Origin of the sequence: Nitratidesulfovibrio vulgaris str. Hildenborough, assembly GCF_000195755.1 — a bacterium.
Lineage (GTDB): Bacteria > Desulfobacterota > Desulfovibrionia > Desulfovibrionales > Desulfovibrionaceae > Nitratidesulfovibrio > Nitratidesulfovibrio vulgaris.
Genome location: NC_002937.3, coordinates 1,186,293 through 1,200,779 on the forward strand (window position 1 = coordinate 1,186,293; position 14,487 = coordinate 1,200,779).

General features: G+C 63.3%; 13 protein-coding genes. 9 read left to right on the top strand and 4 right to left on the bottom strand.

Annotation, left to right across the window (positions count from 1 at the left end; genetic code table 11):
• Nucleotides 1–55: 55 nt before the first annotated feature.
• The 7 genes from DVU_RS05120 (at nt 56) to DVU_RS16770 (ending at nt 5,107) form a co-directional block, all read left to right on the top strand.
• Nucleotides 56–661: a 3'-5' exonuclease gene (locus DVU_RS05120; RefSeq protein WP_014524311.1), complete on the top strand. Its 606-nt coding sequence runs from the start codon at nt 56–58 to the stop codon at nt 659–661.
• Nucleotides 662–834: 173 nt separating this feature from the next.
• Nucleotides 835–1,524, top strand: coding sequence for a response regulator (locus DVU_RS05125; RefSeq protein ID WP_010938382.1), 690 nt, complete (start codon nt 835–837; stop codon nt 1,522–1,524).
• A 27-nt stretch (nt 1,525–1,551) separates the two neighbouring features.
• The gene (pstB, locus tag DVU_RS05130; protein WP_010938383.1) at nt 1,552–2,319 is read left to right on the top strand and encodes a phosphate ABC transporter ATP-binding protein PstB; all 768 of its coding nucleotides are present in this window, start codon (nt 1,552–1,554) and stop codon (nt 2,317–2,319) included.
• Between the two features lie 8 nt (nt 2,320–2,327).
• On the top strand, nt 2,328–2,993 hold the full coding sequence (phoU, locus tag DVU_RS05135; protein ID WP_010938384.1) for a phosphate signaling complex protein PhoU: 666 nt from the start codon (nt 2,328–2,330) through the stop codon (nt 2,991–2,993).
• A gap of 343 nt (nt 2,994–3,336) precedes the next feature.
• Nucleotides 3,337–3,900, top strand: coding sequence for a GAK system XXXCH domain-containing protein (locus DVU_RS05140; protein ID WP_014524312.1), 564 nt, complete (start codon nt 3,337–3,339; stop codon nt 3,898–3,900).
• Between the two features lie 3 nt (nt 3,901–3,903).
• On the top strand, nt 3,904–4,884 hold the full coding sequence (locus DVU_RS05145) for a GAK system CofD-like protein (protein ID WP_010938386.1): 981 nt from the start codon (nt 3,904–3,906) through the stop codon (nt 4,882–4,884).
• A gap of 46 nt (nt 4,885–4,930) precedes the next feature.
• Nucleotides 4,931–5,107: a hypothetical protein gene (locus DVU_RS16770; protein WP_010938387.1), complete on the top strand. Its 177-nt coding sequence runs from the start codon at nt 4,931–4,933 to the stop codon at nt 5,105–5,107.
• A gap of 379 nt (nt 5,108–5,486) precedes the next feature.
• Here the strand turns inward: DVU_RS16770 and alaS are convergent, their stop codons facing one another.
• Nucleotides 5,487–8,126, bottom strand: coding sequence for an alanine--tRNA ligase (gene alaS / locus DVU_RS05150; protein WP_010938388.1), 2,640 nt, complete (start codon nt 8,124–8,126; stop codon nt 5,487–5,489).
• 78 nt (nt 8,127–8,204) lie between these two features.
• Complete coding sequence (gene recA, locus DVU_RS05155) at nt 8,205–9,278, bottom strand: recombinase RecA (RefSeq protein ID WP_010938389.1); 1,074 nt, start codon at nt 9,276–9,278, stop codon at nt 8,205–8,207.
• A gap of 288 nt (nt 9,279–9,566) precedes the next feature.
• On the opposite strand from recA, the gene DVU_RS05160 reads away from it, so the two are divergent.
• Entirely contained in the window at nt 9,567–10,673 is a 1,107-nt protein-coding gene (locus DVU_RS05160; RefSeq protein WP_010938390.1) for a DUF814 domain-containing protein, read from the top strand.
• 217 nt (nt 10,674–10,890) lie between these two features.
• Nucleotides 10,891–12,252: a sodium-dependent transporter gene (locus DVU_RS05165; protein WP_010938391.1), complete on the top strand. Its 1,362-nt coding sequence runs from the start codon at nt 10,891–10,893 to the stop codon at nt 12,250–12,252.
• 189 nt (nt 12,253–12,441) lie between these two features.
• Here DVU_RS05165 and DVU_RS05170 read toward each other — a convergent pair whose 3' ends face one another.
• Both DVU_RS05170 and argH read right to left on the bottom strand, forming a co-directional pair.
• Nucleotides 12,442–12,972, bottom strand: coding sequence for an HAD family hydrolase (locus DVU_RS05170; protein WP_010938392.1), 531 nt, complete (start codon nt 12,970–12,972; stop codon nt 12,442–12,444).
• Between the two features lie 132 nt (nt 12,973–13,104).
• Nucleotides 13,105–14,487: an argininosuccinate lyase gene (gene argH / locus DVU_RS05175; RefSeq protein ID WP_010938393.1), complete on the bottom strand. Its 1,383-nt coding sequence runs from the start codon at nt 14,485–14,487 to the stop codon at nt 13,105–13,107.

Genomic DNA, 14,487 nt, shown 5'->3' on the forward strand with positions numbered 1-14,487 from the left:
GCATGCCGCGTCGTGCTATTCAGCCGTGCCCGGCAGTACCCCAGCCGTGTGAATGATGACGAACGTACCGGAGCGCTACAGGCGCAAGATAAGCAAGGAAGAGATCAACGAACTTCCGTTGCGGCGATATGCTGGCGAGGTGCGTCTTGTGCGTACCGAAGAGGAACTCGCCGACGCACTCGACGTGCTGCGCAGTGATTCTGTGCTCGGCTTCGACACCGAGACGCGCCCCACGTTCCGCAAGGGCAAGGTCAACCTGCCTTCGCTTGTGCAACTCGCCTGTGCCGATGTCGTGTACCTCATCCAGTTGAACTGGGTCCCTCTTGGCGAGATGCTGGCAGACCTTCTCTCCGACCCTGCCATCATCAAGACCGGCGTCGCCGTCCGTGACGACATCCGCGACCTTCAGAAGCTGTACGCTTTCCGTGACGGGGGCGTGGTCGACCTCGGAGAGGTGGCCCGTGACCTCGGTCTCGAGACGCACGGCCTGCGTAACCTCGCTGCCAATTTCCTCGGCATCCGCATATCCAAGGGCGCACAGTGTTCCAACTGGAGCAACCGTGAGCTTGGCCCGCAGCAGGTCGTCTACGCCGCCACCGACGCATGGGTGAGCCGCGAGATACACATCTCGATGCGCAATCTGGGCCTTGTGGGGCTGTAACAGCCCCGTAACTTCACCCGCCTCTTTCGAGTCCCCGTTCCCGTAGCCGGAGCGGGGCTTTTTGTCATGTTGGCAAAGCTGTTGTAAAATGTCACACGGTTGTAACCGCTCTTCCACGCAGGTGTCACTCTGTGGCGTAGAATGTCGGCGCATAAGTGAGCAAGGAGATGCAGATGGCAAAAGAACGGATTCTGGTCGTCGAGGATGACGAGGATATCCTTCAGCTGCTCCGTTTCACGCTCGAGGCGGCCGGTTTCGAGGTCGTCACGGCCGCCACGGGACGAGACGGGCTCGAGAGCGCGCAGCGGCATGTTCCGGGGCTGGTACTGCTCGACCTTATGCTGCCGGGCATGAGCGGTTTCGACGTATGCCGCGAACTCAAGCGCACCCCCGCCACGGAGCATGTACCGGTCATCATGCTGACCGCCCGTGGTGAAGAGGTCGACCGCATCGTGGGGCTTGAACTGGGGGCCGACGATTACGTCATCAAACCCTTCAGCCCGCGTGAACTGGTCTTGCGCATCCGTGCCGTGCTCAAGCGCGTGACAGGGGCGCAAGAGCCTGCACCCCGTGGACAGTGGAACGTGGACGGGCTGTTTCTCGATGAAGAGGCCCACCGCGTGGAAGTTGACGGTGAAGAGGCGCTGCTTACCGCGACGGAGTTCAGGTTGCTTGCTGAACTTGTCCGGAACCGTGGGCGTGTCCGCACTCGTGACCAGCTGCTGAACACGGTGTGGGGCTACGAATTCGAGGGATATGCACGCACGGTCGATACCCATGTGCGTCGCTTGCGCCAGAAGATAGGCCGCTTCGCCGCCATGATCGAAACGATCAGGGGTGTCGGCTACAGGTTCAAGGAGTAACCGCGGCGACGCCGCACGGAAGGCATGATGGCAGTTACCAGCAAAGCGAAGATGTACGCCCAGGGGTTGCAGTTCTATTACGGCGACTTCAAGGCGCTGCATGATATCGACCTTACCTTTGAACAGAATCAGGTCACGGCGCTCATCGGGCCGTCCGGCTGCGGCAAGAGCACCTTCCTGCGTTGCCTCAACCGCATGAACGACCTCATCCCCATATCCCGGGTGGAGGGCGTCATCGCCCTTGACGGTGAGAACATCTACGACCCGAAGGTCGATGTGGTCGAACTGCGGCGCAGGGTGGGCATGGTCTTCCAGAAGCCCAACCCCTTTCCCAAGACGGTGTTCGAGAACGTGGCCTACGGGTTGCGTGTGAATGGCGTCAAGGACCGGGAATATCTCGAAGAGAAGGTGGAACAGAGCCTGCGTCATGCGGCCCTGTGGGACGAGGTGAAGGACAGGCTTCAGGACTCTGCGCTGGGCCTTTCGGGCGGGCAGCAGCAGCGGCTGTGCATCGCACGGGCACTGGCAGTCGAACCCGAGGTGCTGCTCATGGACGAGCCTGCTTCGGCGCTCGACCCCATCGCCACGCAGAAGATCGAAGAACTCATCCACATCCTCAAGCAGCAGTACACCATCATCATCGTCACCCACAGCATGCAGCAGGCGGCACGGGTCTCTGACGTGACGGCGTTCTTCTACATGGGGCGGCTCATCGAGACGGGGGCGACGGAGATCATGTTCACGCGGCCCCGCAACAAACAGACCGAAGACTACATAACCGGCCGATTCGGGTAGGTGCATTCGTGGAAACGCATTTTCACAGGGAACTGCAGAAGCTCCGGCTCACCATCCTCGAAATGGCGGCACACGCCACCACCGCCATAGAGGACGCCACCACCGCCCTCATCAGGCGCGATGTCGACCTTGCCAGCAAGGTCGTGGCGGGTGACAGGCATATCAACGCCCTCGAATGTGATGTCGATGAACGCAGCTTGCGTCTTATCGCCCTCGACCAGCCCATGGCGGTCGACCTGCGCAGCATCGTCGCCACCATGCGGTTGAGCATGGACCTTGAGCGCATCGGCGACGAATCGTCGAACATTGCCCGGTACGCCCGGTTTCTCGCCGAACGCCCGAAGCTGTCCGGGCTGGAGGGGCTGGAGCAACTCACGGGGCATGCCGTGGGCATGGCACGCAAGGCCATAGACAGTTTCCGTAACGGCGACCCGGGCAGTGCCCGTGAAGTGCTGGTGCTCGACAGACGCTGCAATGAGATAGAGCGTGAGACGCGCGCTGGTTTCATGGAGATGATGCGCAAGGATGGCGATACGGTAGAGCGTGCGTTACATGCCATTTTCGCCGCACGCAGCCTTGAGCGGGTGGGTGACCTCTCCACCAATATCGCCGAGTCGGTCATCTTCATCGAGGAAGGGCTCAACATCAAGCATTCCTGTCCTCAGAAGGTCTGAAGCCGACTCGCAAACAGCCTTCAGGCGATGCCATACCGATCAAGGCACGGCTGCTGTCGCTGCTCAGAAACTGCAAAGGCGCACGTCTCCCGTGCGCCTTTGCAGTGATACAGGTCGGCAGGCCGTGTGGCGAAAGAGCAGGGGACGATCATAGCGCATGCGTGGTTGCCGTGTCGCCTCGTCAGGCACTCGCGCACAACAGGCGGGGCAAGGCGGGCGAGTCCCTCTCCCTGCGCGCTCCCATTACCCCGCCATGCCACATGCACGAACGCGTGCCCGTGCGGTGTCGGCGGCGTATGGGCGAAGCTTCCTATACAACGCCCCCTGTGCTATCTTCCGCAGCATGGAACATGACAAACGCCGTTCAGGTGCAGGCGGAAAAGGGGCGAAGCCGGACTCGGGCGGTTCGTGCTTCGAACCCGGCGGCATGCACCCCAAGACGCTTGAAGACGAAGGAACCTGTCTGCCGTGCGTGACCCTGCAGCTTGACGGGCTGGGCGGCGGGGCAGGGCATGAGGATGACATCCCTGATGTCGAGCCCATGTCTTTCGCTGTCCCAGCAGTGGATGACGGTCCTTTCGATGAGGACAGGTTCTCTCACCTTGCCGTGGCGGCACTTCCCACCGAGTACGGTTCGTTCAAGAAATGGCTGGCCAAGGCCTTTCACCAGCTGCGCGAGGCTGCCGAGACCGGAGTGTTCCCCGATGAGCCGACAGTGCAGCGATTCATCGCCGCATGCCGTCGCATGACCGAACTCGATGGCAGGGGAAGCGAGACCTTTTCGGCGTTCCTTGCACAGGCCCATCGTTTTGCGGAAGCCGTCCGGGGCGGTGACCACGAGGCGGGTCGCGCCGCGCTCGATGCGCTGGAAGCCCATCGACGCCGTTGCCATGCCCGGTACAGGTGACCCATGCCGTTCCCCAGCATCCCGCACCCTTTCGAGAGCGATGAGACCCCGCCTGAACTCGGGCCCCGCCTGCTGTTCTTCACAGGCGGCACAGCGCTACGTGGGCTGAGTCGCGAACTCATCGACCATACCCACAATTCGGTGCATCTGGTCACCCCTTTCGATTCGGGTGGCAGTTCAGCCATGCTGCGCAGCTGCATCGCCATGCCTGCGGTGGGCGACCTGCGTAACAGGCTTCTGGCACTTGCCGATCGTCGAGTGGTGCCATCGTCGGTGCTTGATATCTGCAACATGCGCCTCCCCCGCGACGGTGACAGACAGGCATTGCTGCAGACACTCTATGGCATGGCGTCAGCGCGTGATGCCGTGTGGCGTGGCGTTCCGCGGGTGTTCGGCGAGGCTTTGCGCGTGCACCTGCGCTATTTCCTCGAGCAGATGCCCGAGGCCTTCGACCCCAGAGGGGCGAGCCTCGGCAATCTCATCATGGCAGGGGGCTTTCTGCATCATGGCAGGCGCCTTGAACCGGTGCTGCTTTTCCTTTCGCGTCTTTTGCGCGTGCGGGGGGTTGTCCTGCCCACGGTGCATGAGGACCTCCACCTGATGGCTGAGCTTGCCGACGGGTCGGTCATCGTCGGGCAGCATCGTATAACCGGTAAGGATGCCCCCGCCATAGCCTCGCCCATCCGCAGGCTTGCCATCACGCGAAGGTTGCCTGCCGCGGGCGCTGAAACCGTGGAGGAATACCGTTCGCCCCTCTCGCCCCTCGCGGCGACCTATATCGCCACGGCAGACCTCATCTGCTACCCCATGGGCAGCTTCTGGACGAGTGTCGTGGCGAACCTCCTGCCCGTCGGCGTGGGAGGTTGCGTGGCACAGGCCGATTGTCCCAAGGTCTACATTCCCAATGTGGGGGACGACCCAGAGCAACTCGGCATGAGCGTGGCGGCTGCCGTGGCGGTGCTGCTGGCGACTCTCCCGGCGTGATGCGGGGAGTGATGCGCCCGCGTCGCAACTTCTGCAATCCGTGCTTGTGGACACGAGGTCGGGCGAATACCGGGGCGGGCTTGATGCCGAAGGCATCAGGGCGCAGGGTGTGACGATCATCGACCGTCCTCTCATAGATGACGGCGCCAGTGCCCATGCCCCGAAGCTGGTGGCACAAGCGCTGTTTGAACTCGCTGCCCGCAAGGATGATGGCATGGCATAGGGCCGCGTGGCGGCTGCGGCGACATGTGTTCAGACCTGCCCCTTCCCCTGAAGCCTGAATGAGCCTGACACGGGCAACGCCTCTGCGGAACGACAGTCGTCTTGCGGCTGTGGGCCGGGGGCAGAGGTGTATCGCCCTCTTTCGTGTCGTCAGCCGGAATGCAACATGCCGGAGTGTCGCGTGATGTCGTTGGCGGTGTCTGCGATGCAGCTACGGCATGATTCGCCTCGTTGTTGTGCCTATGAGTCTGGCATGAGAATCCTCGGGAGTGTCGTCATACGTCCCGTCCCGTCCTCATCGGATGGGGCAGCATATGAAAGGCCCCGCATCGTCATGATGCGGGGCCCGTGTCCACAGAGGGAAGGCGTCGCCGGAGGCGTTAGCCGCCGATGAGCGAACGCAACTTGGCGAATGCGGCGTCGATACCAGCGGGGTTGGTGCCGCCCGCCTGTGCCATGTCGGGGCGCCCGCCACCGGAACCGCCGACTTCCGCTGCCACGTCCTTGATCAGTTGCGGGGCGGTGAAGCGGGTCTGAAGGTCTTTGGAGACGGCGATGATGAGCTGAACCTTATCGCCATCCACCGCGGCGAGGCAGGCGATGCCGGAGACCAGCTTGGAGCGCACGTCGTCCATGAGGTCGCGCAGTGCCTTGACGTTGGGTACCTCGACCTTGGCGGCGAGCAGTTTCACTCCGGCGACATCGGTCGCCTCATCCATGATGTTGCGTCCCTGACCGGATGTGGCCTGTGCGGCAGCACGTTCCATGTCCTTGCGCAGGGTGCGGTTCTCCTTCTGGAGAGACTCGACGCGGGATACGATTTCGCCCGGGCGTGCCTTGAGCATGGCCGAGAGTTGGGCCTGTTCGCTACGCTGTGCCAAGACGGCATGCATCGCATTCCAGCCCGTGAGGGCCTCGATGCGGCGAACCCCGGCAGCGACGCCGCTTTCGGAGACGATGAGGAAGAGTCCGGCCTGTCCGGTGGCCCTCAGGTGTGTGCCGCCGCACAGTTCGACCGATTCGTCGGCAATGGCGACGACGCGAACCTCGTCGCCGTACTTCTCGCCGAACAGGGCCATGGCCCCGCGCTTGACGGCGTCGTCGTAGTGCATGTGGTCGGTTTCGAGGGGGATGTCGGCCATGATGACACGGTTGACCTCGCGCTCGACGGCGGCGAGTTCCTCCGGTGTCATGGGGGCGATGTGGGTGAAGTCGAATCGCAACCTGTCGGGGGCCACCAGCGAACCGGCCTGCTTCACATGGTCGCCCAGCACGCGGCGCAGGGCGGCATGGAGCAGGTGGGTGCAGGTGTGGTTGCGGGCAGAGGCCACACGGTCGTCTTCAGTGACGGTCAGGTCGACTTCCTGGTCGAGCAGGATGTCGCCTTCGACAGCCTCGACATGGTGCACGACCAGTTCGGGAGAGGGCTTGATGGTGTCGACGACACGCACCTTGCCGGAAGGCGAGGCGATGGTGCCGATGTCACCGGACTGACCGCCCGACGCACCGTAGAAGGGAGTGCGGTTGGTCACGAGGTAGCCCTTCTGCCCGGCGGCGAGCCTCTCGACGGCGAGGGCGTGTTCGTCCATGAGGGCCACGATGCGGCCTTCACCGCAGAGGTGGTCGTAGCCGATGAACTCGCTACGCATGCCCTCTTCGAGCAACGGCTGGAAGCGGCTGGCGATGTCCTTCTCGCCCGACCCCTTCCACGCGGCCTTGGCGCGCTCCTTCTGCTCCTTCATCAGGGCCTTGAAGCCGTCCTCGTCGACGCTGAAACCGCGCTTCTCGGCGATGTCGTTCACGATGTCGAGCGGGAAGCCGAACGTGTCGTACAGGCGGAAGGCGATATCGCCCGGGACGTGAGCCGCGCCGGAGGCGGACAGGGTGGCCAGCTCGTCTTCGAGCATGGACAGGCCCTTGTCGAGGGTGCGGTTGAAGCGGTCTTCCTCTTCACGCACGACGCGCGCCATGAAGTCGCTGTTCTCGCGCAGTTCGGGGTAGTCGTCACCCATGATGTCGACGACCTTGAGGGCCGTCTTGTGCAGGAACGTGTCGGTGAGGCCGATGAGCCTGCCGAAGCGGTAGGCACGCCTGATGAGGCGGCGCAGCACGTACCCGCGTCCCTCGTTGGAGGGCAGGATGCCGTCGGTGATCATGAAGGCGATGGCGCGGCTGTGGTCGGCGATGACGCGCAGTGCCGTGTCCGTCTCGTCGTCGGAACGGTACGAGACGTTCGCCAGCCCGCAGGTGTACTGGATGATGGCCTGGAAGATGTCGGTGTCGAAGTTCGAGAACACGCCCTGGCACACGGCGGTGATGCGCTCAAGGCCCATGCCGGTGTCGATGGAGGGCTTGGGCAGCGGTTCGCGTTTGCCCGTGGCGTCCTGGTCGTACTGCATGAAGACGAGGTTCCAGATTTCGAGGAACCGGTCGCAATCGCACTTGCCGATGCCGCAATCAGGGCCGCAGGTCATGTGCTCGCCCTGGTCGATGAGGATCTCCGAGCAGGGGCCGCATGGCCCGGTGTCGCCCATGGACCAGAAGTTGTCCTTCTCGCCCATGCGGTAGATGCGTTCGGCCGGGATGTCGGAGTGCTTCAGCCACAGCTGTTCGGCCTCGTCGTCGTCGCGGAAGACGGTGGCGTAGAGGCGTTCCTTGGGAAGCTTCAGCTCTTCGGTGAGGAACTTCCATGCGAACTTGATGGCGTCTTCCTTGAAGTAATCGCCGAACGAGAAGTTGCCCAGCATCTCGAAGAAGGTGTGATGGCGCGCCGTGCGGCCCACATTCTCAAGGTCGTTGTGCTTTCCGCCGACACGCAGGCATTTCTGCGAGGTGGTGGCACGCGAGTAGGCGCGCTTCTCCTGCCCGAGGAAAATCTTCTTGAACTGCACCATGCCCGCATTGGTGAACAGCAGGCTGGGGTCGTCCTTGGGGACGAGCGACGACGAACGCACTGCCTCATGGCCGTGGGCCTTGTAGAATTCGAGAAACCGGCGACGTATTTCGTTGGCGGTGATCACGTTGAGTTCTCCTGTAAAGCGATGCACAGGGCATGCGAACGCCGCCCCCGGCGAGAGGGGCGGCGCGCGGTATGAGTTCTAGAGGTCGTTCTCTTCGTCGTTGGCGGGCTCTTCGCCTGATGAGGCGAATTTGGTGGGAGTCATGCCAAGGTGTTCGATGAGCTTGGCTTCGATGGCCTCGCGCAGGGGGGCGTTCTCTTCGAGAAGGGCGCGGACGTTCTCCTTGCCCTGGCCCAGTCTCTCTGAACCGAAGGCGAACCACGAGCCGCTCTTGTCGATGATGCCCGCATCGGAACCGAGGTCGATGATTTCACCGGTGCGCGAGATGCCGGTGCCGTAGAGGATGTCGAACAGGGCCTCGCGGAAGGGCGGGGCGACCTTGTTCTTCACGATCTTGACCCGGGTGCGCGAGCCGTAGACCTCTTCCTTGTCCTTGAGGGTCTGTATCTTGCGGATGTCCATACGGACGGAACTGTAGAACTTGAGTGCGTTGCCGCCGGTGGTCGTCTCGGGGCTGCCGTAGCCCATGGTGCCGATCTTCATGCGTATCTGGTTGATGAAGATGACGGCGGTGCGCGACTTGTGGATGGTGCCGGTGAGCTTGCGCAGTGCGTGCGACATGAGGCGCGCCTGACCGCCCACCTGCGTGTCGCCCATGCTGCCTTCGAGTTCGGCCTGCGGGATGAGCGCGGCGACGGAGTCGATGACCACAAGGTCGACCGCCGCAGAACGCACGAGCATGTCGGCGATGTCGAGAGCCTGTTCCCCGAAGTCGGGCTGCGAGATGAGCAGCTCTTCGGTGTTGACGCCAAGACGGCGGGCATAGGCCACGTCGAGCGCATGTTCGGCGTCGATGAACGCCGCCGTACCCCCGCGTTTCTGGGCTTCGGCGATGATGTGCAAGGTCAGCGTGGTCTTGCCCGAGGATTCAGGGCCGTAGATTTCCGTCACGCGACCGCGCGGAACGCCACCTACGCCCAGTGCGAGGTCAAGGCCGATGGAACCGGTGGGGATGACGGGGATGGCGACATGCGCCTCGTCGGACAGTTTCATGACCGCCCCCAGACCGTACTTCCGCTCGATGGTGCTAAGAGCGGTCTCCAATGCCTCGCGGCGCATCTCTTCGGGGCTGAGGCTCGGTTTCTTCGCCATGTGCTGTTTTCTCCATGTAAGGATGTGCGTGAGCGAGATGGGCATACCAGAACGGGGCAGACGGGGCAACGCTCCCGTTGTGGCAGTGGGCGCGCGGGTATGCGGACGGGCAGGGGCGCGGGGGGCATCCGTGCGGCTTTGCTTTCGCCCCGTCCGCCGCAGGTATGGTGCAGCGACCCCGGTCTCGGGCTGTGGTGCACGTCCCTGCGGGCATGTCCTGACGAGGCCCATGGTCGCCCGGTCATGAAACGGGTTGCCTTGTGCCCGCGCACCGCTTATGTCACGCCCATGGAAACGCAACACTACCATGCCGTAGCGCTGCTCTCGGGTGGGCTCGACAGCATCCTCGCCGTCAAGCTCGTCGAAGAGCAGGGACTGCGCGTCAAATGCCTGCACTTCGTCTCTCCCTTCTTCGGCAAGCCTTCTCAGGTGCGCCGCTGGCGTTCGATATATGCCCTGGACATCACCACGGTCGACGTGAGCGACGATTTCGCCCGTATGCTCGCCGAACGCCCGCAGCACGGGTTCGGCAAGGTCATGAACCCGTGCGTCGACTGCAAGATTCTCATGCTGCGCCGTGCGCGTGAACTGATGACCCAATACGGTGCCACGTTCATCATCACGGGCGAGGTGCTCGGACAGCGCCCCATGTCGCAGCGGCGTGACACGCTCAACGTCATCAGGCGCGATGCCGAGGTGCGCGACCTGTTGCTGCGCCCCCTCAGCGCAAAGCTGCTCGACCCCACCCCCTTCGAGCTTTCCGGGATGGTCGACCGCGAACGTCTGCTTGCCATCTCCGGGCGGGGACGCAAGGAACAGATGGCACTCGCCGAGCGTTTCGCACTTGAGGAGATTCCGACCCCCGCGGGTGGCTGCAAGCTCGCCGAACGCGAGAACGCGCGTCGCTACTGGCCCGTGCTCGTGCATGCGCCCACCGTCACCGCCGCCGAGTTCCGGCTTTCGAACATCGGGCGGCAATACTGGCAGGGGGCCCACTGGCTCTCCATCGGCCGCCACCAGAAGGACAACGAGGCGCTGGAGCGCTTCGCCTTTCCGGGTGACCTGCGTTTCAAGGTCGTGGGCTACCCGGGCCCCTTGGCCGTGGGACGTCAGTTCAACGGACAACCGTGGTCGGAAGAGGTCGTGTGCGACGCCGCGTCGTTCGTGGCGTCGTTCTCACCCAAGGCCGTGCGGGACGGCATCGCTGTCGCTGTTCGCGTGACGTGCGGCGAGACGGTGCGCGAGGTGCAGGTGATGCCCGCCCGAGCAACGGTTCTCGGCTGGGCCGAGGATGAGTGGCCTGTGGTGCGGGAGGCCATCAGGGCCGATGCGCGAGCGCGCGCCCTGCCCGTACATGCGACCCCGGACGATGGTCGCGACGGCGAGGCGGAATAGCCTTCAGTCATGAGAAATGTGGCGGCGTGTCCCGGCAGGGGATGCGCCGCTTTCTTTTGTCCAGCTTGGGTATACGGTGTGCAACCGTCAGGCAAACGAATGTAAGTGGTGGGTTACTTTTAAAAAAAGGCTTGAAAACGCGGGACTTCACGTTTAACCAGAGTCTGCCCGGACACTCGCCTGCGCCGGGACTCCCCCTTTAACGAAGGATAAACGAATGGCACAACAGACTTCTGGACGCGATGGTTTCGCGACTCGCCTCGGCGTACTCGCGGCCACGCTCGGTTCCGCAGTCGGCCTCGGCAACATCTGGAAGTTCCCGGCACTCACCGGGCAGAACGGTGGGGCCACCTTTCTTCTTGTGTACATCATAGCCACGCTGCTGGTGGGTCTGCCTGTCATGATTTCCGAGATCATGCTGGGGCGCAAGGCCAAGGCCAACGCCGTGCGCACCTATCGTGAACTCGGCCCCAAGGGGCAGCCGTGGTCGCTCATCGGTATCTCCGGTGTCATCGCGGCCGTGCTCATCATGGGTTTCTACACTGATGTGGCCGGGTGGGTCTTCGCCTATATCTTCAAGGCCATGAGCGGCAGCATCGCCACCACCGACCCCGCGGTCGCCAAGGAGGCCTTCGTGGCCCTCGTCGGCAGCCCCACGCAGTCGCTGATGTGGCAGTGGATAGTGCTGGCCCTTGTGAGTGCCATCATCCTCGGCGGCGTCTCTTCGGGTATCGAGCGCACCACCAAGATTCTCATGCCTGTGCTGCTGCTCCTGCTGTGCGTCGTCTGTGCGCGCAGCCTGACGCTGCCCAAGGCTGCGGAAGGTCTGGCCTTCCTCTTCACGCCCGATTTCTCCAAGATCACGGGTGGGGTCATTCTCATGGCGCTGGGCCTCGCCTTCTTCAAGCTGTCCATCGGCATGGGTACCATGACCACCTACGGCAGCTACTTCCGTGACGACCAGAACATCCCCGTCACCGCCGCCCGCGTCATGCTGTGCGACCTGTCCATCTCCATCCTCGCGGGTGTCGCCATCTTCCCGGCGGTGTTCAACTTCGGTTTCGAGCCCTCGGCCGGGCCCAGCCTGCTGTTCATGACCATTCCTGCGGTCTTTGCGTCCATGCCGGGTGGTCAGCTGTTCACCGTCATCTTCTTCTGCCTCACTGCCATCGCCGCCACCGGCGCCATGCTCTCGCTCTTCGAAGTGCCCGTGGCGTGGCTCGTGGAAGAGTTCAAGATGTCGCGTGCCAAGGCCACCATCGGCACTGCACTGGTGCTTGGCGTCATGGGTGCCCCTGCCACGCTGTCCATGAGCGTGCTGGGCGACTTCAAGATGTTCGGACTGAATATGTTCGACCTGTACGACTTCGTGTCGTCCAACATCCTGCTGCCCGTGGGCGGTATCTTCATCTGCATCTTCGCCGGTTGGGTGTGGGGTTCGAAGCGTACCCGCGAACTTCTGAGCAACGGCGGTCATCTCGACAATGCCGCTGTGGTCTCCGGCTTCCTGTTCGTGGTGAAGTGGGTAAGCCCCGTGCTTGTCACCATCGTGCTGCTCAACGGCCTGAAGCTCTTCTAGGCCATTCCGTCCGCATTCCGGCGTCATTGGGGCGCTGGGCGCAGGCGGACACTCCAGATACGAAGGCCCCCGGTGAGAACCGGGGGCCTTGTCATATGCATGGTCTGTCATTGAATGGCCTGTATCCCGTCCCCGGGCGATGGCAGACCCTCTTCGCCGGCGAAAGGAGAGGGGGCGACGTGAAGGTGGCTAGAAACCGAGGTCTGCGAGGACGTCAGGCAGTGACCTGAAGTCGTGTATGGTGCGAACGCCTTCGCGTTCACGCACTTCGTCGCTATGCGGGTTGAACCATACGCCGCACAGCCCCGCCTGTCGGGCGCCCCATACGTCGCCCATCCAGTCGTCACCGACCATGACCACCCTCGCGGGCGCCACCTTCAGGTTGCGCAGGACATGACTCCAGAAGGGGCCCCATGGCTTGGGACTGCCCACACTGCGCCACGTGAAGATGTGCTCGAAGAGATTTCCGATGCCGATGGTGTCGAGGGATGCGCGAATGGGGTCTTCGTCGGATTCGCAGGCGTTGGAGGCGAGGCCCATGCGCCAGCCTGTGGCGAGACAGTGCAATGTCTCGGGTGCGTGGGGGATGGCCTCTTCACGGGTCCATCCGGCAGATGTCCCCTGCCACCGGGGCATGGAACGCATGAGCGTACCGCCCCAGTCGAAGAGCAGTACCTTGTCATGCGTAGATGATGACGGATGCGATGGAACGTCGGGCATGGTTTCTCCTCTCTCCCCTTTCTGTATCACTGCTACGTCTTTCGCGTACGGTCAAGTGAAAGGGCCGTCCCTTGCGGAACGGCCCTCGGCAACTCTTCATTGCCCGTGGCGGACGTGTGCAGCCTTGGGCAGCTAGCGGCCGAGCCAGCTGTCGAGTTCGGCGATCTGGGCTGCCACCGAACGCGGCCCGGTACCGCCGGGGGTCTCGCGACGCGAGACGGCGGCTTCAGGTTCGAGGATGGGGTACACGTCCTCGTCGATGCGGTCGCAGATGCCCCGGTAGTCTTCCAGCGGAAGCTCTTCGAGGGTCACACCCTTCTCTTCGGCAAGCGCCACGGCAGCCCCGGTAAGGTGGTGTGCCTCACGGAAGGGGATGCCCTTGCCCACGAGGTAGTCGGCAAGTTCGGTGGCGTTCAGGAAGCCGGAACGCAGGGCCGTGCGCATCCGTGCGGTGTTGAAGCGCACTTCCCGCAGCATTCCGGCCATGATTTCAAGCGACGCGCTGACGGTACGGTCGGCGTCGATGAACGGTTCCTTGTCTTCCTGAAGGTCGCGGTTGTAGGTCATGGGAAGTCCCTTGACCGTGGTGAGCATGGTGGTGAGTGCACCGTAGACCCGCCCCGTCTTGCCGCGCATGAGTTCGGCCACGTCGGGGTTCTTCTTCTGGGGCATGATGGACGAGCCCGTGGCGTACGCGTCAGGCAGGAAGATGTAGCCGAATGCCGGATTGGCCCACAGGATGAACTCTTCGCACAGGCGCGAGAGGTGCGCCATGATCACCGACCCGTCGAACAGGGCCTCCAGAACGAAGTCGCGGTCAGAGACGGCATCCATGCTGTTGCGGAAGGTGCCGTACATGCCCAGTTCGTCGGCGACGGATGCGGGGTCGAGCGGATAGGTCGTTCCGGCGAGCGCCGCCGCCCCCAGAGGGCAGACGCGGGCGCGCTTGTCGCAGTCTTCAAGCCGGTCGATGTCGCGGCGCAGCATCCACGCGTAGGCCAGCAGGTGCTGTGCAAGGCTCACGGGCTGTGCGGGCTGCATGTGGGTGCAGCCGGGCAGCAGGGTGGCGGTGTGCTGGCGTGCCTGGTCGACGATGACGCCCACGAGGTCTCGCCCGAGTTCGCGCCATACGCGCACCCTGTCGGAGACGAAGAGCCTGAAGTCGAGCGCGACCTGGTCGTTGCGGCTGCGTCCCGTGTGCAGTTTCTTGCCCACGTCGCCGACGAGTTCGGTCAGGCGGTTCTCGATGTTCATATGGACGTCTTCGAACTCGCGACGCCAGACGAAGCTGCCCGCTTCGATTTCAGAGCGCACGGTGGCGAGGCCATCCACGATGATGGCCGCCTCTTCGGCGGTGAGCACCCCCTGACGGGCGAGCATCCGCGCATGTGCCATGGAGCCCGCGATGTCCTGCGCGTAGAGGGCCCGGTCATACGAGACCGACTCCGTGTACTCCTCGACGAGGGTGGCGGTACCCTGCTTGAAGCGTCCGCCCCACATCTTCTTTTCGGCCAT